Annotated in this window: 21 protein-coding genes, 1 tRNA gene and 1 pseudogene; 12 read left to right on the forward strand and 11 right to left on the reverse strand. The window is 70.7% G+C overall.

Going from position 1 to position 26,333, the window contains the following annotated elements; all coding sequences use genetic code 11:
• Nucleotides 1-45: 45 nt before the first annotated feature.
• A complete protein-coding gene (locus IF11_RS0109640) occupies nt 46-774 on the reverse strand; it encodes an HNH endonuclease family protein (protein ID WP_425315187.1) in 729 nt (242 codons plus the stop codon).
• Nucleotides 775-901: 127 nt separating this feature from the next.
• On the reverse strand, nt 902-4,462 hold the full coding sequence (mfd, locus tag IF11_RS0109645; protein WP_030351073.1) for a transcription-repair coupling factor: 3,561 nt from the start codon (nt 4,460-4,462) through the stop codon (nt 902-904).
• 264 nt (nt 4,463-4,726) lie between these two features.
• Between mfd and IF11_RS0109650 the strand changes: the two genes are divergently transcribed.
• The 3 genes and pseudogenes from IF11_RS0109650 (at nt 4,727) to IF11_RS42925 (ending at nt 6,020) form a co-directional block, all read left to right on the forward strand.
• Complete coding sequence (locus IF11_RS0109650) at nt 4,727-5,173, forward strand: nitroreductase family deazaflavin-dependent oxidoreductase (protein WP_030351074.1); 447 nt, start codon at nt 4,727-4,729, stop codon at nt 5,171-5,173.
• A 148-nt stretch (nt 5,174-5,321) separates the two neighbouring features.
• A pseudogene (locus IF11_RS0109655) lies at nt 5,322-5,603 on the forward strand (SAM-dependent methyltransferase); the annotation flags it as partial.
• Between the two features lie 3 nt (nt 5,604-5,606).
• On the forward strand, nt 5,607-6,020 hold the full coding sequence (locus IF11_RS42925; RefSeq protein WP_030351076.1) for a hypothetical protein: 414 nt from the start codon (nt 5,607-5,609) through the stop codon (nt 6,018-6,020).
• Between the two features lie 84 nt (nt 6,021-6,104).
• Here the strand turns inward: IF11_RS42925 and IF11_RS0109665 are convergent, their stop codons facing one another.
• From IF11_RS0109665 to IF11_RS0109685, 5 genes are all read right to left on the reverse strand, one after another.
• Entirely contained in the window at nt 6,105-6,596 is a 492-nt protein-coding gene (locus tag IF11_RS0109665) for an RNA polymerase sigma factor (RefSeq protein WP_030351077.1), read from the reverse strand.
• A 131-nt stretch (nt 6,597-6,727) separates the two neighbouring features.
• The gene (locus IF11_RS0109670) at nt 6,728-7,363 is read right to left on the reverse strand and encodes a class F sortase (RefSeq protein ID WP_030351078.1); all 636 of its coding nucleotides are present in this window, start codon (nt 7,361-7,363) and stop codon (nt 6,728-6,730) included.
• A complete protein-coding gene (locus tag IF11_RS0109675) occupies nt 7,360-7,773 on the reverse strand; it encodes a hypothetical protein (protein ID WP_030351079.1) in 414 nt (137 codons plus the stop codon). The genes IF11_RS0109670 and IF11_RS0109675 overlap by 4 nt, the downstream gene beginning before the upstream one ends.
• A gap of 200 nt (nt 7,774-7,973) precedes the next feature.
• Complete coding sequence (locus tag IF11_RS0109680) at nt 7,974-10,550, reverse strand: ABC transporter permease (RefSeq protein WP_030351080.1); 2,577 nt, start codon at nt 10,548-10,550, stop codon at nt 7,974-7,976.
• Entirely contained in the window at nt 10,547-11,335 is a 789-nt protein-coding gene (locus tag IF11_RS0109685) for an ABC transporter ATP-binding protein (RefSeq protein WP_030351081.1), read from the reverse strand. The genes IF11_RS0109680 and IF11_RS0109685 overlap by 4 nt, the downstream gene beginning before the upstream one ends.
• A 528-nt stretch (nt 11,336-11,863) precedes the next feature.
• On the opposite strand from IF11_RS0109685, the gene IF11_RS0109690 reads away from it, so the two are divergent.
• Nucleotides 11,864-13,408 (forward strand): MFS transporter, encoded by a 1,545-nt coding sequence (locus tag IF11_RS0109690; RefSeq protein WP_051745771.1) that lies wholly within the window; start codon nt 11,864-11,866, stop codon nt 13,406-13,408.
• A 27-nt stretch (nt 13,409-13,435) separates the two neighbouring features.
• On the opposite strand, the gene IF11_RS0109695 is transcribed toward IF11_RS0109690, so the two are convergent.
• The 3 genes from IF11_RS0109695 to IF11_RS0109705 form a co-directional block, all read right to left on the reverse strand.
• Entirely contained in the window at nt 13,436-14,293 is an 858-nt protein-coding gene (locus IF11_RS0109695) for a coiled-coil domain-containing protein (RefSeq protein WP_240627781.1), read from the reverse strand.
• 276 nt (nt 14,294-14,569) lie between these two features.
• The gene (locus IF11_RS0109700) at nt 14,570-17,113 is read right to left on the reverse strand and encodes an SUKH-4 family immunity protein (protein ID WP_037727413.1); all 2,544 of its coding nucleotides are present in this window, start codon (nt 17,111-17,113) and stop codon (nt 14,570-14,572) included.
• A gap of 5 nt (nt 17,114-17,118) precedes the next feature.
• Nucleotides 17,119-18,096: an SMI1/KNR4 family protein gene (locus tag IF11_RS0109705; protein WP_030351085.1), complete on the reverse strand. Its 978-nt coding sequence runs from the start codon at nt 18,094-18,096 to the stop codon at nt 17,119-17,121.
• 404 nt (nt 18,097-18,500) lie between these two features.
• Here IF11_RS0109705 and IF11_RS0109710 point away from each other — a divergent pair, with 404 nt between their 5' ends.
• Entirely contained in the window at nt 18,501-19,001 is a 501-nt protein-coding gene (locus tag IF11_RS0109710; protein ID WP_030351086.1) for a YwqJ-related putative deaminase, read from the forward strand.
• Nucleotides 19,002-19,003: 2 nt separating this feature from the next.
• Nucleotides 19,004-19,492: an SUKH-3 domain-containing protein gene (locus IF11_RS0109715; protein WP_030351087.1), complete on the forward strand. Its 489-nt coding sequence runs from the start codon at nt 19,004-19,006 to the stop codon at nt 19,490-19,492.
• Between the two features lie 74 nt (nt 19,493-19,566).
• Here the strand turns inward: IF11_RS0109715 and IF11_RS0109720 are convergent, their stop codons facing one another.
• The gene (locus IF11_RS0109720) at nt 19,567-20,910 is read right to left on the reverse strand and encodes a sensor histidine kinase (protein ID WP_030351088.1); all 1,344 of its coding nucleotides are present in this window, start codon (nt 20,908-20,910) and stop codon (nt 19,567-19,569) included.
• Between the two features lie 155 nt (nt 20,911-21,065).
• On the opposite strand from IF11_RS0109720, the gene IF11_RS0109725 reads away from it, so the two are divergent.
• The 6 genes from IF11_RS0109725 (at nt 21,066) to pth (ending at nt 26,279) form a co-directional block, all read left to right on the forward strand.
• Nucleotides 21,066-21,923, forward strand: coding sequence for a hypothetical protein (locus tag IF11_RS0109725; RefSeq protein WP_030351089.1), 858 nt, complete (start codon nt 21,066-21,068; stop codon nt 21,921-21,923).
• Between the two features lie 29 nt (nt 21,924-21,952).
• A tRNA-Gln gene (locus tag IF11_RS0109730) sits at nt 21,953-22,024 on the forward strand.
• A 163-nt stretch (nt 22,025-22,187) separates the two neighbouring features.
• Nucleotides 22,188-23,630 (forward strand): bifunctional UDP-N-acetylglucosamine diphosphorylase/glucosamine-1-phosphate N-acetyltransferase GlmU, encoded by a 1,443-nt coding sequence (gene glmU, locus IF11_RS0109735; RefSeq protein WP_030351090.1) that lies wholly within the window; start codon nt 22,188-22,190, stop codon nt 23,628-23,630.
• Nucleotides 23,631-23,739: 109 nt separating this feature from the next.
• Nucleotides 23,740-24,717 carry a ribose-phosphate diphosphokinase gene (locus tag IF11_RS0109740; RefSeq protein WP_030351091.1) on the forward strand — a complete coding sequence of 326 codons (978 nt, stop codon included), beginning with the start codon at nt 23,740-23,742 and terminating at the stop codon, nt 24,715-24,717.
• 236 nt (nt 24,718-24,953) lie between these two features.
• Nucleotides 24,954-25,544 carry a 50S ribosomal protein L25/general stress protein Ctc gene (locus IF11_RS0109745; protein WP_030351092.1) on the forward strand — a complete coding sequence of 197 codons (591 nt, stop codon included), beginning with the start codon at nt 24,954-24,956 and terminating at the stop codon, nt 25,542-25,544.
• A 138-nt stretch (nt 25,545-25,682) separates the two neighbouring features.
• Nucleotides 25,683-26,279: an aminoacyl-tRNA hydrolase gene (gene pth / locus IF11_RS0109750; protein ID WP_030351093.1), complete on the forward strand. Its 597-nt coding sequence runs from the start codon at nt 25,683-25,685 to the stop codon at nt 26,277-26,279.
• Nucleotides 26,280-26,333 lie beyond the last annotated feature (54 nt).

Consider the following 26,333-nt stretch of genomic DNA (forward strand, 5'->3'; position numbering starts at 1 on the left):
TGACGGCAGGCGGCACCCCGGCCCCGGCGCCGTCAGCCGCCGCCGTCAGCCGCCGCACTGCTCAAGCATCGCCCGCTTGTCCGCCGTGGTCACCGGCATCTCGTACTTGAGCGCGACCTGACCGAAGCGGACCGCGTACGAGCACCGGATCGCCTTGTCCGGCGGGAGCCAGGACGCCGGACCCGAGTCGCGCTTGGCCGAGTTGGCGCGGCCCTCCACCGGCAGCAGGTTCAGCACGTCGTTCGCCAGTTGTCGGCGCTTCTTCTCGGACCAGCGGGCGGAGCCGAGCTGCCAGCTGTAGGACAGCGGCACGACATGGTCTATCTGCACCTCGCTCGCGCGCTGCTTGCTCCACTCGATGGTCTTGCCGGTGTAGGGGTCGTGCAGCGTCATCGAGGCGACCACGCAGTCGGAACCTGAGCGGAAGCGCAGCTCCTGGCCGTCGCGCTGGAGAAGATCGTTCCGGGTGTCGCACCCGTTCCGCGCCAGCGGTACCCCGTCCGCCGTGTCCATCCAGGCGTAGCCGAATTCATCCCGGTCATAACCGGTCTTGGGCCCCCGCCCGGCGGTGCGTACCTGCGCGATGAGCTGCCGCGCGCTCTTCCGGTCAGCCTCGGAACTGATCGCCGCGAGCCCCGGCTTGGTCCCGTCAGGATTCCCGAGCGGCCCGGCCCCGTACCCGCCACCACCGCTCCCACTGCCCCCACTCGACGCCGAAGCCGACGCCTCGGGATCCGCGCCCAACTCCCCCGTACACCCCGTCAGCACCACCACGGACACCACAGGAAGGACAAGGGCCCTTCCCCCACGACACGTTCGCGCTATTCGTTCACCAAGACTGCTCACCGCCGCACTCTACCGAGCACGCGGCACGCCGAAACGCGCCCCACCGCACGCCCCGCTACGACCCCAGGATCGTCGCCAGGAACTCGCCCGTCCACGCCAGCAGTTCGCGTCCCACCACCGGCTTGCCGCCGATCTTCCCGCTCGTCGGGCGCGGTACCAGGATCTGGTGCGCCGGGGCCTTGATGACCGTACGGGGATAGAGCCGCTTCAGGCGCAGCTCCTGCGACTCCCGCAGCTCCACCGGCGCGAACCGGATGTTCGCGCCCTGGAGCACGATCTCGCCGACCCCGCACGCCCGCGCCAGCATCCGCAGCCCCGCCACCAGCAGCAGGTTCTCCACCGGCTCCGGAAGCTTGCCGTAGCGGTCGGTGAGCTCCTCGCGGACCGCCGCGATGTCCTCCTCCGTATTGGCGGAGGCGATCGAACGGTACGCCTGCAGCCGCAGCCGCTCGCCCGGCGCGTACTCGTGCGGGACATGCGCGTCGACCGGCAGCTCGATCTTGACCTCCAGCGGCGGCGCCTCCTCCACCCCGCCCTCGATGGACGCGCGGTAGTCGGCGACCGCCTCGCCCACCATCCGTACGTACAGATCGAAGCCGACGCCCGCGATATGCCCCGACTGCTCGCCGCCGAGCAGATTGCCCGCGCCGCGGATCTCCAGGTCCTTCATCGCGACATACATGCCCGCGCCCATCTCCGTGTGCTGGGCGATGGTCGCCAGGCGCTCGTGGGCGGTCTCGGTCAGCGGCTTCTCCGGCGGGTAGAGGAAGTACGCGTAGCCGCGGTCCCGGCCACGCCCCACCCGGCCCCGCAGCTGGTGCAGTTGCGAGAGGCCGAAGTTGTCGCCGCGCTCCACGATCAGGGTGTTGGCGTTGGAGATGTCGATCCCGGACTCGACGATCGTCGTGGAGACCAGCACGTCGAATCTCTTCTCCCAGAAGTCGACGACGACCTGCTCCAGCGCGCTCTCGCCCATCTGGCCGTGCGCCGTCGCGATCCGCGCCTCGGGGACGATCTCGCGCAGCCGCGCCGCCGCCCGGTCGATCGACTCCACGCGGTTGTGGATATAGAAGACCTGGCCCTCGCGCAGCAGTTCACGCCGGACGGCCGCGCCGATCTGCTTCTGCTCGTACGGGCCGACGAACGTCAGCACCGGATGGCGCTCCTCCGGCGGCGTGGTGATCGTCGACATCTCGCGGATGCCGGTGACGGCCATTTCGAGCGTACGGGGAATGGGCGTCGCGGACATCGTGAGGACATCGACATTGGCGCGCAGCTTCTTCAGCTGCTCCTTGTGCTCCACACCGAACCGCTGCTCCTCGTCGACGATGACCAGCCCCAGGTCCTTGAACCTGGTCTCGGACGAGAACAGCCGGTGCGTACCGATGACGATGTCGACCGCGCCCTCCCGCAGGCCCTGGAGCGTCGCCTTCGCCTCCGCGTCCGACTGGAAACGGGACAGCGCCTTCACGGCGACCGGGAACTGCGCGTACCGCTCGGAGAACGTGCCGAAGTGCTGCTGCACCAGCAGCGTCGTCGGCACGAGGACCGCGACCTGCTTGCCGTCCTGGACCGCCTTGAAGGCCGCCCGTACGGCGATCTCCGTCTTGCCGTAGCCGACGTCGCCGCAGATCAGCCGGTCCATCGGGACCGTCTTCTCCATGTCCTCCTTGACCTCGGCGATGGTGGAGAGCTGGTCGGGCGTCTCCACGTACGGGAAGGCGTCCTCCAGCTCCCGCTGCCAGGGCGTGTCGGGGCCGAAGGCATGGCCGGGGGCCGCCATCCGCGCCGAGTAGAGCTTGATCAGGTCGGCGGCGATCTCCTTGACCGCCTTCTTGGCGCGCGCCTTGGTCTTCGTCCAGTCCGCGCCGCCGAGGCGGTGCAGCGTCGGGGCCTCGCCGCCCACGTACTTGGTGACCTGTTCCAGCTGGTCGGTGGGGATGTAGAGGCGGTCGCCCGGCTGGCCGCGCTTGGCCGGGGCGTACTCGACGAGCAGATACTCCCGCGTCGCGCCCTGCACCGTACGCTGCACCATCTCGACATAGCGGCCGACGCCGTGCTGTTCGTGGACGATGTAGTCGCCCGTCTCCAGCGTGAGCGGGTCGATCGTCTTGCGGCGCTTGGCCGGCATCCGGGCGCCGTCCTTGCCCGCCGCCTTCTGGCCGGAGAGATCGGTCTCGGTGAGCACGGCGAGCTTGAGGTCCGGATCGACGAAGCCGTAGTCGATCGAGCCGCAGGCGACATGGACGAGGGACGGGGTGATCTCCGCCAGACCGCGGGCGGTACGGGCCCCGGGGGTGTCGAGCCGGGCCGCGATGCCCTCGCCGCCGAGGACCTCGACCGTACGGGCCGCCGTGCCGTGCCCCTCCGTGACGAAGACCGTACGCCAGCCGTCCGCCAGCCAGCCCTTGGTGTCGGCGAGCGCGCGTGCGGTGTCGCCGCGGTACGACTCCGGGGCGCGCATCCCCAGCGTGATGGCCTCGCCCGACGCGTCCTCCAGCTCCTCGTCCACGGCGAACGGGGAGACCGACCACCACATCATGCCCAGCTCACGGGCGTGCTCCCGGACGTCCGCGATGCCCCGCAGCGAGGCCGCGCCGACATCGATCGGGGCCTCTCCGCCGTCGGCGCTGGCCGCCCAGGACGCCTGGAGGAACTCCTGGCTCGTCGCCACCAGGTCCGCCGCCCGGGTCCGTACCCGCTCCGGGTCGCAGACCAGCGCCATCGAACCGGCCGGCAGGACGTCCAGCAGCAGCTCCATGTCGTCGACGAGGACCGGCGCCAGGGACTCCATGCCCTCGACCGCGATCCCCTCCGCGATCTTGCCCAGCAGCTCGCCCAGCTCCGGATGCTGCTCGGCGAGCGCGGCGGCCCGCTCCCGGACCTGCGGGGTGAGCAGCAGCTCCCGGCAGGGCGGCGCCCACAGCCCGTGTTCGGCCACCTCCAGGGAGCGCTGGTCGGCCACCTTGAAGTAACGGATCTCCTCGACGTCGTCGCCCCAGAACTCCACCCGCAGGGGGTGCTCCTCGGTGGGCGGGAAGACATCCAGGATGCCGCCGCGCACGGCGAACTCGCCGCGCTTCTCGACCAGCTCGACCCGGGCGTACGCGGCGGCGGCCAGCGCCTCCGTGATCTCGTTCAGATCGGCGCTCTGGCCGCCGCGCAGCGCGACCGGCTCCAGCTCGCCGAGCCCCTTGACCTGCGGCTGGAGCACGGAGCGTACGGGCGAGACCACCACGCTGACCGGGCCGGCCGTGGGGTCGTCCTTCGCCGGGTGCGCGAGCCGGCGCAGCACGGCGAGCCTGCGGCCCACGGTGTCGGAGCGGGGCGAGAGCCGCTCGTGCGGCAGGGTCTCCCACGACGGGTACTCGACGACGGTGTCCGGGTCCAGCAGCGAGCGCAGGGCCGCCGCCAGATCCTCGGCCTCCCGCCCGGTGGCGGTCACGGCCAGCACCGGCCGCCCGGCCTCCCGCGCCAGCGCGGCCACCGCGAAGGGCCGCGCCGCGGGCGGTCCGACGAGGTCGATGTGCGGGCGGTGACCATCGGTGGCGGCCTTCACCGCTTCGGCGAGCGCCGGGTCACGTACGACGGCGTCCAGCAGACCGTGCAGGCTCATGAAGGGGGGTTCCATCCAGGTCCGAGATCGATCGGGCGGGCTGAGAGTGCGGGCAACGCAAGGGACCCGACACGTCTCACGGGCCGGGGGTTCTCCAGCGTACGACGCCGGTGTGACACCCGGGACCGGAAGCCGGCCGGAGCGGGGGCCGGTGACGGGAACCAGGAATGATCGAACCCGATCGTTCATTGAAGGAAGCACGGGACGCGGGCCGTGACCGGCGCGACGTCCGACGCCGGATTTCCGACGATGGGATGGATCAGCATGCCTCTTGAGGGTGAGTACGAGCCCAGCTCGCTGCCGATGGCACGCGAGCAGGTCGAGGTGTACGAGAACTCGGGCGGTACGGAGGGGACGACGCTGCACGGCATGCCCGTCATCGTCCTCACCACCCGGGGCGCGAAGAGCGGCAAGATCCGCAAGAGCCCGCTGATGCGAGTGGAACACGACGGCGTCTACGCGGCGGTCGCCTCACTGGGCGGCGCCCCCAAGAACCCGGTCTGGTACCACAACGTCACGGCCGACCCCCGGGTGGAACTCCAGGACGGCCCGGTACGCCAGGACATGATCGCCCGCGAGGTCACCGGCGAGGAGAAGACCGTGTGGTGGAACCGCGCGGTCGAGGCGTTCCCGCCGTACGCCGAGTACCAGACGAAGACGGACCGCGAGATCCCCGTCTTCATCCTGGAGCCGTCACCCAACCCCCACTGATCAGCTGCCCCCTGTGCCCCGGGCCGTCCTGGGGCACAGGGGGTGTCCCACGGATGAGTGTTTCGAGGGGAAACGGTATCGCCGCACGCGCGTCGGCGACATCATTTCAGTCTCATGCGTGGAGTCTCATGCGCGCGAGGGGGAGGGAGACCCGGAGGAGCTGCTTCCGCTGATCACCCAGCGGCTCAACCCTGGTGGGGTCCTGGTCTTCTCCCACCCTCCGGCCATCCCCGGCACATCTGGCGCTCAGGGCATGTACAAGGGCGGCTTCGCGGGCAAGGCGATGTACACCTACCGCTACAGCCACACGCCCGCCGCATGGAAAGCGCGATTGCTCGGTGCCGGATTTGCCGAAGTGGACGCACAGGTGCTCGACGCACCGGCACCCGGCCACATCGGAACGCTGATCGTCCGCGCCACCGTCACGTAGGCCGTGGCGGCCTACGGCCGGGTGCCCCTCTCCCTTGGGGCCTCGGTCGCGTTCCGGACCGCCGACGGCCCGACGGATGGTGAGGCCGGTACCGCCGGCCGCACGTCGGTGGGGACGGCCCGGCCGGCCGGGGTGGACGGGGTGGCGGGGGTGGACGGGGTGGCGGGGGTGGCGGTCCGAGTTCTCTCGGTGGGGCGAGTGCTGGCGGGAGCCTTTGACGCCGACGGAGTCGGCACAGGCGAGGGGCTGGTCGCGGGTGGTGGCGGGGCCAGAGGGATCGTCGGTGGCAGCGGCGTCATGTCCGTCGACAAGCGCAGCGGCAGCGCGACGAGGGCGGCGACGGCGCATGCCGCGCCGACCCCGACCGCGGTACGGCGCAGTCGGCGGCGCGTCGCGGCGCGGCGGATCGCTTCGTAACGGCCGGGGGGCGGGCCGAGGTTGTCGGACGGCGGGCGCAGGATGACGGCCAGGGGGTCGTCGGGCTCGAAGTCCGGGCCCTCGTCAGAGTGTGTGATCAAGGCTTCTCCTCAGGTGGGCGCGGAGCAGTTGTCTGGCCGCGTGGAGGTCGGCCTTGATGGTTCCTTCCTTGCGCCCGGTCAGCACGGACACCTCCCGGATCGGCATGTCAGCGTAGTAGTGCAGCAGGATCGGGACGCGCAGTCGTTCCGGCAGCGACTGCACGAGCAGGCGCACCGACGGGTCGGGCTGTTCGGTGTGGGGGCGAACGGCGGCTTCGGAGGTGGCGCGGCGCACGGCCTTGCGCTCGCGCTCAAGCTTGCGCCAGTGGTCCCGGACGAGGTTGGCCGCGGTGACATAGAGGAAGCCCTGGGGCTCCGCGACGGATGTCCAGCGGGCCCAGAGCCGGGTGAACGCCTCCGAGGCGATCTCGTGGGCCGTCTCGTTGTCGTCGACCAGCCGGCGGCACCAGCCGGCGAGGCGCGGGTAGAGGGCGGCGAACAGCTCGGACGCTGCCTTCTCACGGGACCGTTTCAACGCTCTCCATGGTCGTGATGGCACTCGTGGGGACTCGTGCGGACTCGTGGGGAAGGACCCCGGGCCGCCGGCGTACGTTCCGTTGGCCCGGGATCCGAGGCGGCTGGCCCGGGATCCGAGGCGGCCGCGGGTCAGCGGCTCGCAGACTCCAGCGCGGCGAAGACGATCACGTTGTCGCGGTAGTCGTCACCGGTACGGGGGCCGCCACATGTGATGAGCCGCAGCTCCGGACGGTCCACGTCCCCGTAGACCTCGTCCGCCGGGAAGTCGGCCTTGGCGACCGTCCGTATCGCGTTGACGGCGAACGTGGCCGTCTTGCCGTTCTCCAGGCGCGCCGTGATCGTGTCGCCCCGCCGCAACTCCGCGAGACGACGGAAGACCCCGTCCCCGTAGTCACCGACCGTGACATGGCCGAGGATCACCGACGGGCCGGTCTGACCCGGCGTCGGTGAGTGCCGGTACCAGCCCGCCCTGTCGTCCGCCGTGATCGGGGGCACCTGCACGCTGCCGTCCGAGGCCAACCCCAGCCGCATGACAGGGGTGTTGACTCCGATGGCTGGGATCCGCAACCCGACCGGGACCGAACGTCCCAGGGCATGCGCCTCCTTTGCGGAGGACCGCGAAGGCGGTGGTGCCGCGCCCTCGTGTTTGCTCGCGGGCGGTGCGATCGTGGGCGGGTCGGTCTGGTGGCCGCCGCAGCCGACGAGCAGCGAGGCCAGCGCCGCGGCCGCCGCGGTGGCGAAGGCACGCCTGGAGAGCGAGGTCATGCCCCGGTCGCCTGCCGACGGCGTACGAGGAAGTACCCCGCGCCGCCCACCGCGAACGCCGCGGCGGCGCCCCCGCCGATCAGCCCGGCGTTGGTTCCGGAACCTGTCGGCGCCACACCGGTGTCGGGCGCTCCCTCCGGTACGACGCGGACCTGGCCCGACTCCCTGGTCGGTGCTTCGGTCGGGACCGCGCTCGCCTCGGCGGCCGGAGCCGCGCCCTCGGACGGTGTTTCGGCCGGGACCGGCCTCGTCCTGGACGGTGCTTCGGTCGGGACCGGGGACGGGGCCCGGGTCGCCTCGGCCGGTGCTTTGGTCGGGGCCGGGGTCGTGTCGTCGGCGAACGCGGACGCCCCGCTCGCCAACACGGCGGTGCACGCGAGTGCCAGGGCACTGAGGACAGTTCGGCGCATGTGTCGCTCTCTCTCATCGGTCCGCCGGCCCGGTGATGCGACGGGCGGACTGCGTTACGGGTCGAGCGGAGAGACGAGGCAGCGACAGGACGGGTTGTAAAGAGATGGCAAAGTCGTCAGGAGCGGCGCGGACACGCGAACCGGCCCCGATGGGTGTTGGAGGACACCCACCGAGGCCGGGGAAAACCAACCCTATCGTCCTACTCCGTGGCGATCGCGTTCAGGACGTTCATCCTGCCCGCACGGAACGCCGGGACCAGCGCGGCGAAGAGTCCGACGAAAGCCGAGGCCACGAAGACCGTCAGGATCGTCGGCCACGGGATCTCCAGGACGCCGAGACCCTCCAGGGCCAGCAGCTTCTGGGCCGAGGTGCCCCAGCCCATGCCGAGCCCGAGTCCGAGCAGGGCGCCGAAGAGGGCGATGACCACCGACTCCAGCCGGATCATGCGGCGCAGCTGGCGGCGGGAGAGGCCGATCGCCCGGAGCAGACCGATCTCGCGGGTCCGCTCCACCACCGACAGCGCCAGGGTGTTCACCACTCCCAGCACCGCGACGATGATCGCGAGCGCCAGCAGGCCGTAGACGATATTGAGGAGTTGGCCTATCTGGTCCTTCAAGTCCTGCTTGAAGTCGGTCTGGTTCTGCACCGTGTACTGCGGGTAGGCCGCCAGCGAGCCCTTGAGGGCGGCGTACGCCTCCTTCTCCTTGCCGTCCTCGGCCGCCACGAACATGATCATGTTCTTGGGCATCTTGTCGGCCGGCACATACCGCTGGGCGGTCGTGATGTTGGTGTACATCGCGCCCTTGTCGACATTCGTGTCGTCCGAGGTGATCGCCGCGACCGTCAGCTCGGCGCTCCTCCCGCCCGGGAAGACGACCGACATCCGGTCACCGACCTTCACGCCGTGCTTCTTGGCGTAGGCGTCGCCCACCGACATCGCGTCCTTGCCGTACGCGGCGGACAGTTCACCCGCGACGGTCTCGCGGCGCAGGTCCTGGGCGTAGGTCGGGTCGGCGGCGACGATGCCGTCGGACTCCGTCGTTCCGTCCGGGGCGGTCAGCTTGACGTCGACCCACTTGTACTCGGTGACATGCGCGATGTCCGGTGCCTTCTCCAGCGCCGCCTGGGCCTGCGGCATGATCGGCTGGCCGTTGTCGGACTGGACGATGAAGTCCGCGCCGACCGACTTGTCGAGCTCGTCGGTCGCCGAGGCGACCATCGAGGACCCGACCACCGACAGACAGGCCACCAGCGCGAGCCCGATCATCAGCGCGGCGCCCGTCGCTCCCGTACGCCGCGGATTGCGCAGCGCGTTGCGCTCGGCCATCCGGCCGACCGGGCCGAACATCCGCAGCACGACCGCGCTGAGCGCCCGGACCAGACCGCCGGCGAGCAGCGGACCGATCACGACGAAGCCGATCAGCGTGCAGACCACGCCCGCCCCGAGGAAGACCGAACCCTCACTGGCCTCGTCGGCCCGCGCCGCCATGAGGAGCGCGGCAGCGCCGGCGCCGGTGAGCACCAGACCGATGGCCGCCCTGATCCATCCGGACCGGCCGTCGGCGGGGGTGCCCGCGTCGCGCAGGGCCGCCATCGGGGAGATCTTCCCGGCCCGACGGGCGGGAACGTACGCGGAGACGACGGTGACGACGACACCGAGCACCAGCCCGATCACCGGAGTCGTCCACTTCACCGTCAGATCCTGGGTGGACAGCTCCATGCCCATGGAGGACATGAGCTCCATCAGACCGACGGCCAGCCCCACCCCGGCGGCGACACCGGCGACCGAACCGAAGACCCCGAGCAGCACCGCCTCCAGCAGCACCGAGCGGTTGACCTGCTGACGGCTGGAGCCGAGGGCCCGCATCAGCCCGATCTCGCGGGTCCGCTGCGCGACCAGCATCGAGAACGTGTTGACGATCAGGAAGACGCCGACGAGGAAGGCGATCCCGGCGAAGCCGAGCATCGCGTACTTCATCACGTCGAGAAAGGAGCCGACATCCGCGCGGTTCGCGTCCGCGGCCTCCTTCTGCGTCTGGAGCTTGTACGGACCGCCGCCGAGGGCGGCCGCCACATCCTGCTTCAGCGTGCTGTTACTGACGCCCTCGGCCGCGGTGACATTGACATGGGTGAACCGGCCGGTGTCCCCGAGCAGTTCGCGCTGGGAGGTCGCCGTGTCGAAGAAGATGACCGCCGCACCGGGGTTGGTGACGGTGAACGTGGCGATACCGGAGATCTTCGCCCGGAAGTCACCCGTGACCGCGATGGTGCGCAGCTCGTCGCCTATCGCGAGATCGTGCTTCTCGGCGGTGTCGGCGTCGACCATCACCTCCGTGGGCCCGCGCGGCGCGTGACCCGAGGTGATCTCCATCGAACGGAGGTCGTTACGCGTCCAGTTGCCGGCGATCGTCGGCGCACCGCTGCTCGCGCCGACGTTCTTGTTGTCGGCGTTCACGACGGTCACGCTCATGCTGCTGACCGCGCCCTCGGCGGACTTCACCCCGTCCGCCGTCCGCACCGTCTCGACGACCGAGGCGGGCAGCGACTCGGGCTTGCCGGTCTGGGACGTCTCGTCCGCGCCCTTGGCCGCCTTGGGGCTGACCGTGACATCCGAGGACGTCGCGGCGAAGAGCTTGTCGAACGTCGTGTTCATCGTGTCCGTGAACACCAGGGTGCCGCTGACGAACGCCACCGACAACAGGACGGCGACGGCGGAGAGCGCCATCCGCCCCTTGTGCGCGAAGAAGTTGCGCATCGAGGTCCTGAACACGGTCATGACGTACGCCCCCGGGCGTCGAAGTCCTTCATACGGTCGAGCACGGCGTCGGCCGTCGGACGGAACATCTCGTCCACGATCCGGCCGTCCGCGAGATACAGCACCCGGTCCGCGTACGACGCGGCGACCGGGTCGTGCGTCACCATCACGATCGTCTGGCCCAGCTCGTCGACCGACCGGCGCAGGAAGCCCAGTACCTCTGCGCCCGCGCGCGAGTCCAGGTTTCCGGTCGGCTCGTCACCGAAGATGATCTCCGGGCGGGCGGCGAGCGCCCTGGCCACCGCGACCCGCTGCTGCTGACCACCCGACAGCTGGGTCGGCCGGTGCGAGAGCCTGTCGGCCAGACCCACCGTCTCCACGACCCGCCGCAGCCAAGGGCCGTCCGGCTTACGGCCCGCGATGTCCATGGGCAGCGTGATGTTCTCCAGCGCGTTGAGCGTCGGCAGCAGGTTGAACGCCTGGAAGATGAAGCCGATCCGGTCCCGCCGCAGCTGGGTGAGCCGCTTGTCCTTCAGCTTCGTGATCTCGGTCTCGTCCAGATAGATCTCGCCCGAGGTCACCGTGTCCAGCCCCGCGAGACAGTGCATCAGCGTCGACTTGCCCGAGCCGGACGGGCCCATGATCGCGGTGAACTGCCCGCGGTCGATGTCCACATCGACATGATCGAGCGCCACGACCCGGGTCTCCCCCGCGCCGTACGCCTTGACGACCTGCCGCGCTCGCGCCGCGACGGCCGTACGCCCTCCAGTACCCCCGTGCCTGGGAATGGTCACAGCCGTTGTCACGGTAAGTCTCCTATATCGCTTGATCCATCGAGTGTCCGTCGGGTGGTGTTCTGAGTCTGCTGGTTCCGGGGCCCCGGCGCGCTGGTGCACAGCGCAGTCTTCACCTGGGGTTTTCCCCACCCCCCTGCTGCGGTGGGCCCCCTTCGCGGGCCCTCGCGGCGGTAGGACCAACGTAAAGAACCGGCCACCGTTTCCTCGTCCTCCGGCGGGACGAACGACCCCTGGACAGAAGTAAGGAGGACCCCCTAGGGGACTCCACCTCCAGGCTGAGGGGAGGGTGGGTGAATGGGTGGAGTGCGGGCCCTCCCCGGAGAGAGGCCCGGGTGAGAGGGTGTCCCCCTGGAGATACATGCATAGGGAAGGGATCCCGTGAGCGGCGCCGGCGGAAGTACCGAGGACTCCGGACGTACGGAAGCGATACCCGAAGCCCGGGCCACGGCCCCGCCGCCGTCCGGGCCGGGATCCGCACCCACGCCGTCACCGCCGGCGTCGAAGCTGCCCCCGACGGCCGCACCACCCGCACCGCCCGTGACGCCCGTGACCCCCGGCGAGAGCGGCCGGGCGCGCGGTCGCGGACCCGTCGTCGCCGCTCTGATGCTCGGCATGGCGCTCGCCGCGCTCGACGGCACCATCGTCTCCACGGCCGTCCCGCAGATCGTCGGCGACCTCGGCGGATTCGCCGTCTTCTCCTGGCTGTTCTCCGGCTATCTGCTCGCCGTGACGGTCACCCTGCCGGTGTACGGAAAGCTCTCCGACACCTTCGGCCGCAAGCCCGTCCTGATCGCGGGCATCATCCTCTTCCTCATCGGCTCACTGCTCTGCGCCACCGCCTGGAACATGGCCTCCCTGATCGCCTTCCGCGTCGTCCAGGGACTCGGCGGCGGCGCGCTCCAGGGCACGGTGCAGGTCATCGCCGCCGACCTCTACCCCCTCAAGGAACGACCGAAGATACAGGCCAAACTGTCGACGGTCTGGGCCACTTCGTCCGTGGCCGGGCCCGCGCTCGGCGGACTGCTCGCGGGGTACGCGGACTGGCGCTGGATCTTCCTGATCAATCTGCCGGTGGGCGCGGTCGCGCTCTGGCTGGTGATCAAGTACCTGCACGAACCGAACCGGGCCACCTCCACCGAGGGCGCGGCCCTGGACCGGACGCCGCGCCGCCGCGTCGACTGGGCGGGCGCGCTGGCCGTCTTCGCCACCGGAGCGCTGCTGCTCACCGCCCTCGTCCAGGGCGGCGTCGCCTGGCCCTGGATCTCCGTACCCTCGTTCGCCTTCCTCGGCGGCAGCGCGGCCCTCGCCGCCGTCACCGTCGTCATCGAACGCCGCGCCACGGACCCGATCATCCCGGGCTGGGTCTGGCGCCGCCGCACCATCGCGGCCGTCAACCTCGCCCTCGGCGCACTCGGCCTGCTGATGGTCGCCCCGACCGTCTTCCTCCCCACGTACGCGCAGTCCGTGCTCGGCCTCGGCCCGATAGCCGCCGGCTTCGTCCTCTCCGCCATGACCCTGAGCTGGCCCATCAGCGCGGCGTTCTCCAGCCGCGTCTACAACCGCATCGGCTTCCGGCTGACGGCCATCATCGGGATCTCCCTCGCGATGCTGGTCCTGCTCGCCTTCCCGCTCCTCCCCTATCCCGGCCAGGCCTGGCAACCAGCCCTGATCATGCTGCTGCTCGGCGCCGCACTCGGGATCTTCCAACTGCCCCTGATCATCGGGGTCCAGTCGACCGTGGGCTGGTCGGAACGGGGTACGGCCACCGCGTCCATACTCTTCTGCCGCCAGGTCGGCCAGAGCGTGGGCGCCGCCCTGTTCGGGGCGGTGGCCAACGGCGTCCTGGCCGCCCGCCTCACCAACGCCCCCACCCCCGGACTCCCCGACGACCTCGACTCCGTCTCCAAAGCCCTGGAGAACCCGGCCACGCTCACCGCCGAGGCCGCGGACTATCTGCGCCGGGCGATGGACAGCGCGGTGGACTACGTCTACCTGGGCGCGGCGGGAGCGGCCGCCGTCTCCCTGCTGGTGCTCATCTTCGTGGCCCCACGGCGGTTCCCCGTACTCAAGGATCCCGAGTAGGTACTCGCGGATCTTGGCCAGCCCCCGTCAGCCCTCCGCCGGCGCACGCCCCGTGAGCGCCGCCAGGGTGTTCCGTACGTGCGCCATGTGCGCCTGCATTTCCTCGCTCGCCTCCGTGTGCTCCCTCAGCAGCCGCTCCGTCTCGCGTGCGACGCCCTCCGCGTCCGCGCGCGCCCGCGCCAGCAGTTCCTCGGCCCGCGCCGCCGCGTCCTCCTGGCCGTGGCGGGCCTGTTCGCCCGCCTCGGAGAAGGCGCGCTGCGCCGCCACCAGCTGGAGCTGGGCGTACGCCGCGAGTTCGTCCTGCTCGACCCGCGACGCGGCGTCCCGGGCGGCGAATTCGCGCTCCGTCGCCGCCAGTTCTTCGCCCTGCTTCTGCTCCTGCTCGTCGATCACACGCTGAGTGCGCCGGCGCACCTCCTTGAGTGCGGCGAGCGATTCCGCCCGCTGCGCCGTGACCTCGCGCCGCGCCTCGGCCCTCGTCGCCTCGGCGGCGCCCGTGGCGGCGCGCAGGACCTGCTCGGCGTACGCCTCCGCCTCCGCCCGTACGGCGTCGGCCCGTTGACGCGCCGACTCGCGCAGCTGATCGGCCGCCGAACGCGCCATATCGATGACCGCCTGGGCCTCCTCGCGCGCCTCGGTCCGTACCGTCTCGTCCTCCTGGTTCGCCAGGGCCAGGATCTGCTGGGCGCGGCCGCCGAGCTCCTCGTACGTCTGCGGCGGCAGCGCCGCCACCCGCTCCCGCAGTCCCGCGGCCTCGCCCTCCATCTCCTTGGCGAGGACGGTGAGCCGCGCCACGCGTTCCCAGGCGTCGTCACGGTCCCGGAACAGCGCCGTGACCTCCCGCTCGACCTGCTCGGGGCGGTAGCCACGGCCACGTACAAGCACAAAGCCATGAGCCGACAACGGTGCGGCAACCATCCTTGAAGCCCCTCTCCGACACACGACACAGAACGCCATCCGGCACAATCCTGCTGGAGCGAGCCGAAGTGCCCATACCACGACACTCCGCCCAGCCACTTCGGTCAAGGATGCGGCATCAACCACGAAAAGGCAGAAACGCAGAAACCGGAAAAAAGGAACGGCCGGGGCGCCCCCGCATGTCGCGGTGGGCGCCCCGGCCGTCCGTAAGGCCTCTATGCCAAGGCGTCAGGCATCAGGGCGTCAGAGCAGTCCGTCCCACATCTGCTCCAGCAGCACCGACCACCAGTTCTCCGGCGACGACAGCGCCGCCGGGTCCAGCGCCGAGAGCTGCGCCTGGAAGTCGACGGTCCAACGGCCCGCCTGCTCCGGGTTGAGCCCGAACCGCAGCCGCCACATCCGGCCGAGCAGCGCCAGCGAGCGCGTGAACTCCGGCAGTCCGGTGTTCACGAACTGCGGAGGCACCGGCTGTCCGCCCGGACCCGCCTCGACCGGTACGGCCATGATGTGCGCCGTACCGTACTGAACACACAGCGCGCGGCCGAAGTCCGAACCCATCACCAGATACGACCCGGCGTCCGCGGCCGCCGGCACCTGCCGCTGCGCGGCCAGTTCGGCCAGCGTCGGCACCACCGGCTGGGCGGGCTGCGCCCAGAAGAACGGCCCGAAATCGGCCGGCAGACCCGCCCACACCAGCGTGCGCGCCACGAGCTCCGGCACACCCTGACGGGACACCGCCCGCTGGTCGAACCGGCAGATGCCCTGCGGACCGAACGCGCCCAGCAGCTCCTGCGCGACCCCCTCGGGCGGGACCGGCGGCGCGGGCGGCAGCTGCGGCAGCGGAGCGCGCACCGGCGCGGGCCGGGCGGGGCCGTCCGCGACCTGGTGCAACTCACCCTGGTGGGTGAGCAGATGCTGCATGCCCTGCTGCCTGCTGGCGTGGTCCTGGCCGTACGGGGCGACGCTCGTGATCCGTACCTGCGGCCAGGTCTCCCGGATCATCCGCGCGCAGTAACCGCCGGGCAGCTCGCACGACTCCAGCTCCGTGTGCAGTTCGAGCACCTGCTGCGGCGGCACGTTCATCGCGCGCAGCTCGTGCAGGATCTGCCACTCCGGGTGCGGGGTACCGGGCGCGGAACGGCGGATGAGCTGCGCTTCCGAACCGTCGGGCGCGCGGTAGCGCAGCACGGCCTGGTAGCCGGGGCCGACGGTCGGCGGACCGGACGGCTGCTGCGGATAGCCGTACGCCGGGGGCTGAGGGTGCTGGGCCGACGGCGGTACGGGACCACCGGGGCCGGGGCCCGCGGGTACGGGACCGCCGGGTACGGGGCCACCCGGTACGGGGCCCCCTGGCGGCATGCCGGGAGGCGCTCCCGGCGGACCGGGAGGGCTTGGCGGACCCGGCTGGTTGGGAGGCTGCGGCGGCTGGCCGCCCAGGCTCGGGTCCGCGAACATCGTCGCCGCGTGATGCACCCCACCCGGAGGCGTACCGGGAACCCCAGGCGGACCAGGCGGACCAGGAGGCTGCGGAGCACCCGGCGGCGTTCCCGGGGCGCCCGGCGGCCGTGGCGGCTGGCCGCCCTGGCTCGCGTCCGCGAACATCGTCGCCGCGTGATGCACCCCACCCGGAGGCGTACCGGGAACCCCAGGCGGACCAGGCGGACCAGGTGGACCAGGAGGCTGCGGAGCACCGGGCGCACCCGGAGGGCCAGGAGGCCGCGGTGCGTTGGAGCCGGGGCCGCCGAGGCTCGGGGCCAGCTGCGTCGGCAGATAACCACCCGCCGGAACGCCGGGCGTACCAGGACCCGACGGCGGCGGAGTCGCACCCGGCGGACGCGCGCCGGGAACACCGGGCGCGCTCGGCGGCGGCGGAGTCGTCACGCCACCACCGCGCGCACCACGCGGCGGTACGGTCGCCTTGCTGGTCGCGGCATCGGCGATATCGCCGGCCCCCGCCCCTGCCCCGCCCTCGGACCCGGGCACCGGCGCCTGCCCCGGCAGTCCGGGAGCGACCGACGTACGCGGCAACTGGCTGCCGCCCGACATCAGCGCGGTCGGCGCCTCGGCAGCCACGACCGGCGGCGGCGTGTCCTCGTCATCCGCCCCCGAGAGCGGCGGCGCGAAGACCGTCGCGGGCAGCGGTACGGAACCGTCCTCCGCCGAGGCGGACGAGCCGTTGGTGTCGGTCCCGGCCCAGGGCGTGGCCCCGGTCGGCGCACCCGGCGCCGAGGCGGGCACCCCGTCGTTGGCGGTGGGCTCGTACGCACCGGACCAGGCGGAACTGCCCTGTGAGGCGTTCCCGCCGCCGAGCGAACCACCCGTACCCGAACCAGCCGAAGCAGCAGGAACCGAAGAAGCGGCAGAAGCAGGCGAAGACAAGGACGAGGACGAATCCTCCGGCGTCCGCCGGTCCGGAATCCCCAGCTTGTCCGCCGCGTCCTGAAGCCACTCCGGCGGAGTCAACAGGAACGACGTCTGGTTCAGATCGATACGCTGCGGCGCCTCCGAAGCCGCCGGCGCCACCTCCGGCGCCCCGTACTCCTCCTCGTACCGGCGGATCACCTCACCCACCGGCAGCCCCGGCCACAGCGTCGCCTCACCGCTGTCCCTGGCGATCACCAGCCGCTGCCGGCCCCCGTCCGACGTCGGACCGCCCTCGCGGTCCTCCGCCCACACCACGAAGCCCAGCTCGAACTCCCGCACCCGCACCTCACGGTGCTGGTAGCCGGGCAGATCGGCGTTGACCCACTCTTCCGCGCGCTCCTGCGCCTGCGCGAAGGTCACCATCGCGCTCACCCCTCCACCGGGACGGCGCGCGCGAAGCCGCCGTCCACCATCAGGTTCGCCACGGTCTCCAGCTCCGGCGGATTGCCCGCCAGCCGCAGCAGGAAGGCGTCGAAGTCGTCACCACAGGGCAGCAACAGCCGCTCCACCCGCTCCCCCACGCTCCAGCCGTCCTGGTCCCTGGCGTCGTCATACGCGCAGAACCAGACGGAACCGACCCGGTCGCCCCTGACCTTGACCGCCAGAATGCCGCCCTGGACGAAACCGACGGCCAGATAGTCCTTGGTCAGATGGTCCCGCAGACACTTGTTCACGTACACCAGATCGTTGACCGCGGCCACGTCCCGCACCGTGAAGAACGGCTGGTCCACCAGCAGCCCCAGCTCCGCGTCGAGCGCCGCGCCCACCGGCGCACAGCCGCCCGCCGCCTTCAGGAACGAGCGGTACGCACCCGGCAGCCGGTAACCGAGATCCTCCTCCACCCCCAGCAACTGCTGCTCGCTGACCGACAACGAGCCCTTCGGCAGGCCGAAATGGGCCGGCCGGGTCTCCTGGAGAGGACGCGTCCCCCGCTTGCCGTGATCCACCCGCGTCGTCGCCAGACCACCGTGATGGCGCAGCAGCGCCTTCACCTCGACCGGCACCAGCACCATCCGGCGCGAGGCCGGCAGATGGTGCCACGTCCAGCCGTGCGGTGTGGCCACCGACGGGATCGTGTCCCACAGTTCATGCCCCGCGGCGGCCAGCGCGGCATTGGCCGACACATAGTCCGTGAGCCGCAGCTCGTCCACGCCGAACCCCTCGGGGGGCTCGGCTATCTCCGCGGCGGCACGCGCGTACGGCGAGAAGTCCGGATAGCCGTCGTCATCCACCCGTACACCCCTGGGGTGACGGGAGGCCCGGACCGGATCCGGGAAATGCACGACCTGCCCGGCGTAGGCCGCGTTCGGTGGCGCGGCTTGCTGCCCGAGCCGACCTGTCGTCATGGCGGTTGCCCCCTGCTGCGCTTCCGGCTGGTTCCACAGCCCTGGTTGCAGGACAGCCTATGTGGTGGGGCAAGAGGGGATCCGACGCTCCTCCCCCGGCCGTATCACCCGCTGCGCCGCCCCGTCCCGGAGCCCCTTCCCGCCCCTGTCCCGCGCCCACGCCCGCCCCTGTCCTGTACGCCGATCGGGCGTACATCGGGCGTACTCCGACGGGACCGGCCGGCCCCGTAACGGGCGGTCACGCGGGCGTGACCCAGTGCCGACGCCACGCCACGATCCACGCCCCAGCTTCCCGGCAGCCCGCCGCATTTGGCAGGCTGTGCAGGCAAACAGGGGCGTGACAGCAGGAATACGGGGGCGTGAACGAGCGGCTGCCCGGCCGCCGGCACCGGGAGGGGACAGCAATGCACACCGCACCAACCGACGCGTCCGGGGACCCACGCCTCAGCTGGAGCAGCACCGAACCACACCGCCCACCGCTGCTCCACCGGCGCAGGGACGGCATCCTGCCCGCCGTCGCCGCCGCGCTCTCCGTACGCGGCCAGACCCTCACCTGCACCGCCGGCAAGGCCGACCAGCCACCCGTACTCCACCCCCTCGTACAGGACTTCCTCGACACCCTCACCAGCGGCCAGCGCGAACGGTTCACCGGCCGCTGCCCCGAGGCGATCCTGCTCTCCCGCCATCTGACCGCCACCGAGGCAGGACGTTCCAAACGCGCCAGACGAAAACCCCTGTCCCACAGCGAGGCACGCCGCTCCCTCAAACACGCCAAGCTGACCGCCCGCCGCATCCGCGAGGACGGCGACCCGCTCCACGGCAGCTACGCCCCGCCCTGCCGCTCCTGCGCGCCGCTCCTCGCCCACTTCGGCGTACGGCCCGTCGACCCCACCGAGAACGGCTGAGCATGCGCGACCCGCACACCACCCGCTTCCCCGTCCCCGTCGACGCCGCGCTGCGCGAGGCCGGCTGGCAGCCAGGACGCTGGGACATACGGCAGGCCGAGGAGTGGGCCGACGGCCTGCGCGCGCACACCACACCCGCCGGCCACCGGCACGCCGTCTTCCCCGCCGCCGTCGAAGCCTGGGCGGAATTCGGCGGACTGCGCGTCATCGCGCCCGGCCCCGGCCGGCAGATCGCCCCGGCCATCGTGCGGATCGACCCCATGGCGGGCATCCACCTCGCCCGTACGCTCGCCGACCTCGGCCGCTCCCTGGACACGGAGATCAGCCCGCTCGGCGAAGAGGGCGACGGACAGGCTCTCCTCGCGATCGACACCACCGGCCGCGTCTTCAGCATCGACCACACCGGCGACTGGTACCTGGGACCGGACCTCGACCAGGCACTCGGCACCCTGCTCACGGGCCTGGAACCGGCGCGCCTCACCTCGGGCTGAGACACGCCTGAGACCCGCCGCAGGCCGAGACCCGCCGCGGGCCGAGACGCGTCGCGCGTCAGGAAGGGACGACGTCAGGCCGCCCGGCGATGCGGCAGCACCGCCGACACACGGAAACCCCCCGCGTCCGTCTCCCCCGACACGAACACCCCGCCCAGCGCCGTCACCCGCTCCCGCATCCCCAGCAGCCCATTACCGCCACTCGGCAGCCCCACATCCCGCGCGCCACCGTCCGAAGGCCCGTTCTCCACCTGCATCGCGACCTCCCCCTCACGGTGCGCCAGCCGGACCATCACCTTCGCGCCCGCCGCGTGCTTCAGCACATTCGTCAGCGCCTCCTGCACCACGCGGTACGCCGTCTGCTCCACCTCGGGCGCATACGTACGGGACTCGCCCTGCACTGTCAGCTCCACGACCATCCCCGTGTCCCGGGACTCCCCCACCAGCACCTCGATATCCCCCATCCCCGGACCGTCCTCGGCCGCGGCAGCAGCGGCAGCCGCAGCCGCGGCACCCACAGCCGCCAGCGGCACCGCCGCCGGAGCGTCCGCCGACACCGCGTCCGACGCCTGGCGCGCCGCCACCTGCTCCCCGGCCCGCAGCACCCCGAGCATCTCCCGCAGCTCCGTGAGCGCCTGCCGCCCCATGTCACCCACCAGCGCGGCGTTCTTCACCGCCTTCGGCGGATCCTTCAACGCCACCGCCTGGAGCGCCGCCGCGTGCACCACCATCAGACTCACCCGGTGCGCCACGACGTCATGCATCTCACGCGCGATCCGCGTCCGCTCCTCCGTACGCGCCCACTCCGCACGCTGCTCGGCCCGGTCGGCCAGCAACGACAGCTCCTGCTCCAGACTGTCCGCCCGCTCGCGCAGGCTCTCCATCAGCCGCCGCCGCGCCCCGACATAGAGCCCGAACAGCACCGGCGGCGCCGTCAGCCCCAGCGACATCAGCACCGCGACCACGGGCACGTACCACCGCGCCGCGTCGAGCCCCGAGTCGGCCACGACGTTCTGCCGCATCCGTACGTACGTGACGATCAGCGTCCCGACCAGCGACATCCCGGTCAGCGCGCCGATGATCCGGCGCGGCGTCTCCGAGGCGGCGAGCGTGTACAGCCCGACCAGCCCCATCAGATAGCCCATCTCCGCCGGCGTGATCGCGATCGCGACCAGCACCACGGCGAACGGCCACCGCCGCCGCACCAGCAGCACCACACCGGCCAGCAGCCCGAAGACCACCCCCACCGGCACGGGCAGCACGGCCGTGTCCGCGAACCTGATCCCCTCAAGCCCGCACTCCAGAGCCGACACCAGCGCCAGCCCCACATCCAGCACGGCGCTGCGCCGTCGTCCCCACCACCACCAGCCGCGAGCGTTCGCGCCCGCAGCGTCCTGGTGTGCCCCCGTTGTGGTCATGTCTCCCAGACTAAGGGCGCCCGCACCCCAATTTCCGGCGACCGCCGCAGCACGGACCGTGAGGTGACACGCGGGGAACGCGCATCGATAGCTCGAACTGGTGAATCGCCCGCACATTCGAGCCGGACGTCCGCATTCCGGACGACGATCTCCGCATGGCAAGCCTTCACAGCAAATACGCGGACTTTGAAAGACTCCGAGAGCAGGCGATCGCGCTGCGCCGGGAGGGCTTGAGTCTGCGCCAGATCCGGGACCGTCTGAAGATCCACAACAACGACATCCTCGGCCGCCTCGTCCAGGGGGAACCGCCCCCTGACTGGACGAAACGCCCGAACGCCAAGGACGACCTGCGAGCGAAGGCACGCGAGCTGCGCCTGAAGGGGCTCACGTACGACCAGATCCAGGTAGAGCTGGGCTGCTCGAAGAGTTCGATCTCACTGTGGGTGCGAGACCTGCCGAAGCCGGAGCGGCGCGACACGGCGGAGCAGGCGAAGCTGGCGGCCCGGAAGCGGTGGGACCACGAGCTGGCGGTACGGGACGAGAAGCGCCAGCAGACGAAGGCGGATGCAGCGGCCGAGGTCGGCGCGATGTCCGATCGCGAGCTGTTCCTGCTCGGCGTCGGCCTCTACTGGGCCGAAGGAACCAAGGACAAGCCATATGACCGCCGAGAGACCGTCATCTTCGTCAACAGCGACGTCGGCATGATCCAGGTGTATCTCGCCTGGCTCGACCTACTCGGAGTGGAGCGCGACCGCGTGCGCTACCGCGTGATGATCCATGAGTCCGCCGACACGGAAGCCGCGGAGCAGTACTGGGCCGATCAGGTCCGCGCCGATGTGTCCACTTTCCAGAGGACGACCCTGAAGAAGCACAACCCCAAGACGGTACGGAAGAATGTCGGCGAGACGTACCGGGGCTGCCTGGTCATCCGGGTCGCCCAAGGCGCCGAGCTTTACCGTCGCATCGAGGGCTGGTGGTACGGCATAGTAGGAGCGGCCGCTCGCACCGAATAGCCGAATGTCCGGTTTGCAGTGGCCTGCTATCCCCCATGGTGTAATCGGCAGCACTGCGCACTTTGACTGCGCCTGTTCAGGTTCGAGTCCTGATGGGGGAGCTGCGCAGTTCGGGTCCTGACCTCGCCGGTCAGGACCCGTCCTCGTTTCCGTCCCGAAACCCACCGGTATCCTGCGGTTGTCCATCACCCGAAGCCGAAGGGCATTCCCGTGAGCGCCAACCATCCCCGAGTTCTCGGCTCCGCTCGAACAGGGGAGACCCCACTGGCAGCCGTCGTCGTTCTCGCAGCGGGTGAGGGAACCCGCATGAAGTCGAAGACTCCCAAGGTTCTGCACGAGGTCTGCGGGCGCTCGCTCGTCGGGCATGTCGTGTCCGCGGCCCGTGAGCTCGGCCCCGAGCAGCTCGTCGTGGTCGTCGGTCACGCCCGCGAGCAGGTCGAGGGGCATCTCTCCGCCGCGTACGCCGGCGTCCGTACCGCCTATCAGGCCGAGCAGCACGGGACCGGGCATGCCGTGCGGATCGCCCTTCAGGAGCTGGGGGACACGCCGCACGGGACCGTGATCGTCGCCTGTGGCGACACCCCGCTGCTCTCCGGCGAGGCCCTCGACGCGCTGGCCGCGACGCATGCCGCCGACGGCAACGCGGTGACGGTGCTGACCGCCGAGGTCCCGGATTCGACCGGGTACGGGCGGATCGTCCGGGACGGGGCGAGTGGCGCGGTCACGGCGATCGTGGAGCACAAGGACGCCACCGACGCGCAGCGCGCGATCCGTGAGATCAACTCGGGTGTCTTCGCGTTCGACGGGCCGTTGCTGGCGGACGCGCTGGGGAAGGTACGTACGGACAACAGCCAGGGCGAGGAGTACCTCACGGATGTCCTCGGCATCCTGCGGGAGGCGGGGCATCGCGTCGGCGCCTCGGTCGCCGTCGATCACCGCGAGATCCTGGGCATCAACAACCGCGTGCAGCTGGCGGAGGCGCGCCGGCTGCTGAACGGGCGGCTGCTGGAGCGGGCGATGCTGGCGGGGGTGACGGTGGTGGATCCGGCGTCGGTGTTCGTCGATGTGTCGGTCACGTTCGAGCAGGACGCGGTCGTGCATCCCGGTACGCAGCTGCTGGGCGTGACGCATCTGGGCGAGGGTGCCGAGGTGGGGCCGAATTCGCGGCTGAAGGACACGGTGGTGGGCGCGGGCGCGCGGGTGGACAACACGGTGGCGGACGGCGCGGAGATCGGTGAGGCCGCCTCGGTGGGGCCGTACGCGTATCTGCGGCCGGGTACGCGGCTGGGTGTGCGGGCGAAGGCCGGTACGTATGTGGAGATGAAGAACGCGACGATCGGTGAGGGTACGAAGGTGCCGCATCTGTCGTATGTCGGGGATGCGACGATCGGCGAGTACACGAACATCGGCGCCGCGAGCGTGTTCGTGAACTATGACGGTGAGACGAAGCACCACACGACGGTCGGCTCACACTGCAAGACGGGCTCGGACAACATGTTTGTGGCGCCTGTCACGGTGGGGGACGGCGCGTACACGGCGGCCGGGTCGGTCATCACGAAGGACGTTCCGCCGGGTTCGCTGGCCGTGGCCCGTGGCCAGCAAAGGAATATCGAGGGTTGGGTGGCCAGGAAGCGGCCGGGGAGTGCCTCCGCGCAGGCGGCTCAGGCGGCCGGGACCACGCTGCCGGGCGGCGAGAACGAAAGCTGACCGGAAAGAGATGCGCCGTTCTCGGCGTAACGTGATATCTGCACGATTCGGCTGGCTCGCAGGGACGCGCGGGTGCAGCGGCCATCAACACGTCTGAGGAGACAGTGCTGTGACCGGGATCAAGACGACCGGCGAGAAGAAGTTGATGCTCTTCTCCGGCCGCGCCCACCCCGAGCTGGCCGAGGAGGTCGCGCAACAACTGGGTGTCGGGATTGTGCCGACCAAGGCATTCGATTTCGCCAACGGTGAGATCTATGTGCGCTACCAGGAGTCGGCCCGCGGCGCGGACTGCTTCCTGATCCAGAGCCATACCGCTCCGATCAATAAGTGGATCATGGAACAGCTGATCATGATCGATGCGCTGAAGCGGGCCTCGGCCCGGAGCATCACCGTGATCGTGCCGTTCTACGGCTATGCCCGTCAGGACAAGAAGCACCGTGGCCGGGAGCCGATTTCGGCCCGGCTGGTCGCGGATCTGATGAAGACCGCGGGGGCTGACCGGATCCTGACGGTCGATCTGCACACGGATCAGATCCAGGGCTTCTTCGACGGTCCGGTGGACCATCTCTTCGCGCTGCCGGTGCTGGCGGACTACGTGGCCGGGAAGGTGGACCGGTCGAAGCTGACGGTGGTCTCGCCGGACGCGGGCCGGGTACGGGTCGCGGACCGCTGGTGCGACCGGCTGGGGGCGCCGCTGGCGATCGTGCACAAGCGCCGTGACAAGGACGTCGCGAATCAGGTGACGGTCCACGAGGTCGTCGGAAATGTGGCCGGCCGGGTGTGTGTCCTGGTGGACGACATGATCGACACCGGTGGCACGATCTGCGCGGCGGCGGACGCGCTGTTCGCGCACGGCGCGGAGGACGTCATAGTGACGGCCACGCATGGGGTGCTGTCGGGTCCGGCGGCCGACCGGCTGAAGAACTCGAAGGTCAGTGAGTTCGTCTTCACGAATTCGCTGCCCGACCCGGGCAATCTCGACATCGACAAGATCACGGTCCTGTCGATCGCGCCGACGATCGCGCGTGCGGTGCGTGAGGTGTTCGAGGATGGATCGGTGACCAGCCTCTTCGAGGAGCAGGCGTAACCACGCGGGCGTAAGGGCACGTGCGCGCCGCGCGCCCCGTACTCCCGCGCGCCGCGCTCTCCCCGTACCCGCAAGATCGATTTCTGAGGCGGCCTCCCCGCCGGGTAGACTCACTGAGTTGCTCGGCGAGGGAGGCCGCACTCATGTGCGGCGGTCCGTTATCGACGCGCTCTTCGTAGCAGGCCTGTCGTGGCCGGGTGACGGCCGATTTCCTGTCATCTACGAGGAGTGCCGTCATGGCTGAAGTGAAGATCAGCGCCGAGGTCCGTTCCGAGTTCGGCAAGGGCGCCGCCCGCCGTACCCGTCGTGCCAACAAGGTCCCCGCCGTCATCTACGGCCACGGTGCCGACACCGTCCACGTGACCCTGCCGGGCCACGAGCTGATGATGGCGCTGAAGACGGCGAACGCGCTGATCTCCCTGGACATCGAGGGCCGCAAGGAACTGGTCATCCCGAAGGCCGTCCAGCGCAACGCGATCAAGGGCCACATCGAGCACGTCGACCTGCTCGCGGTGAAGCGCGGCGAGAAGGTCACCGTCGAGGTCGCGGTGCACACCGAGGGCGAGCTGGCCCCGGGCGCCAACCTGCTGGAGAACGTGCTCAACACCCTGACCGTCGAGGCCGAGGCCACCCACATCCCGGAGTCCGTCACGGTCTCCGTCGCGGGTCTGGACGCCGGTGACTCGATCGTCGCCAAGGATGTCCCGCTGCCGTCCGGCACCACGCTGGTCACGGACGAGGACGCGGTCGTCATCCAGGTCCTGGCCGCGCAGGCCGAGGAGCCGTCCGCGGAGGAGGCCGAGGCGGCCGAGGGCGCCGAGGCCTGATCCGTACGCTGTGCCCCACGGGGTGGCGGGCCTCGGCCCGCCACCCCGTTCGCCTGTCCGTACGCCCCCCGATCCACCTGATCCACCTGATCCACCCGATCCACTTGATCCAGCTGATCCAGAGGAGACGCAGCGCGGATGACCACGGATGCCAACGCCCCCTGGCTGATCGTGGGCCTGGGGAATCCCGGGCCCGGTTTCGCGGCCAACCGGCACAATGTCGGGTTCATGGTGGCCGATCTGCTGGCGGAGCGTATCGGCGGCTCCTTCAAGCGTGCGCAGAAGGCGCAGGCCCAGGTGATCGAGGGCCGCATCGGGCCGCCGGGGCCCGCCAATCGCCGGGTCGTGCTGGCCAAGCCCGCTTCGTACATGAATCTGTCCGGCGGTCCGGTCACCGGGCTGCGCGATTTCTACAAGGTCCCGACGGCGAACATCGTCGCGATCCATGACGAGCTGGATATCGACTACGGCGTGCTGCGGCTGAAGCTGGGCGGCGGGGACAACGGGCACAACGGTCTGAAGTCGATGACGAAGGCGATGGGCCCCGACTACCACCGGGTACGGTTCGGGATCGGCCGGCCGCCGGGCCGGATGCAGGTCGCGAACTTCGTCCTGAAGGACTTCTCGTCGGCGGAGCGCAAGGAGCTGGGGTACTTCGTGGACCGTGCGGCGGACGCGGTGGAGGCTCTGGTGATCGAGGGGCTTGAGCGCGCGCAGAGCACGTACAACTCCTGACAAGCCCGCGTATCCTCCCCCGTCTCCGACAGCTCTCCGGCAGCCCTGAGTTGA

Source organism: Streptomyces scopuliridis RB72 (genome assembly GCF_000718095.1).
Lineage (GTDB): Bacteria > Actinomycetota > Actinomycetes > Streptomycetales > Streptomycetaceae > Streptomyces > Streptomyces scopuliridis.

What these genes read in the sequence shown, in the direction of transcription:
- mfd (WP_030351073.1), bottom strand. Translation starts at nt 4,462, where the DNA reads ATGAGCCTGCACGGTCTGCTGGACGCCGTCGTACGTGACCCGGCGCTC.
- IF11_RS0109650 (WP_030351074.1), top strand. Translation starts at nt 4,727, where the DNA reads ATGCCTCTTGAGGGTGAGTACGAGCCCAGCTCGCTGCCGATGGCACGC.
- IF11_RS0109670 (WP_030351078.1), bottom strand. Translation starts at nt 7,363, where the DNA reads ATGACCTCGCTCTCCAGGCGTGCCTTCGCCACCGCGGCGGCCGCGGCG.
- IF11_RS0109675 (WP_030351079.1), bottom strand. Translation starts at nt 7,773, where the DNA reads ATGCGCCGAACTGTCCTCAGTGCCCTGGCACTCGCGTGCACCGCCGTG.
- IF11_RS0109680 (WP_030351080.1), bottom strand. Translation starts at nt 10,550, where the DNA reads ATGACCGTGTTCAGGACCTCGATGCGCAACTTCTTCGCGCACAAGGGG.
- IF11_RS0109700 (WP_037727413.1), bottom strand. Translation starts at nt 17,113, where the DNA reads ATGGTGACCTTCGCGCAGGCGCAGGAGCGCGCGGAAGAGTGGGTCAAC.
- IF11_RS0109705 (WP_030351085.1), bottom strand. Translation starts at nt 18,096, where the DNA reads ATGACGACAGGTCGGCTCGGGCAGCAAGCCGCGCCACCGAACGCGGCC.
- IF11_RS0109710 (WP_030351086.1), top strand. Translation starts at nt 18,501, where the DNA reads ATGCACACCGCACCAACCGACGCGTCCGGGGACCCACGCCTCAGCTGG.
- IF11_RS0109715 (WP_030351087.1), top strand. Translation starts at nt 19,004, where the DNA reads ATGCGCGACCCGCACACCACCCGCTTCCCCGTCCCCGTCGACGCCGCG.
- IF11_RS0109720 (WP_030351088.1), bottom strand. Translation starts at nt 20,910, where the DNA reads ATGACCACAACGGGGGCACACCAGGACGCTGCGGGCGCGAACGCTCGC.
- IF11_RS0109725 (WP_030351089.1), top strand. Translation starts at nt 21,066, where the DNA reads ATGGCAAGCCTTCACAGCAAATACGCGGACTTTGAAAGACTCCGAGAG.
- IF11_RS0109745 (WP_030351092.1), top strand. Translation starts at nt 24,954, where the DNA reads ATGGCTGAAGTGAAGATCAGCGCCGAGGTCCGTTCCGAGTTCGGCAAG.
- pth (WP_030351093.1), top strand. Translation starts at nt 25,683, where the DNA reads ATGACCACGGATGCCAACGCCCCCTGGCTGATCGTGGGCCTGGGGAAT.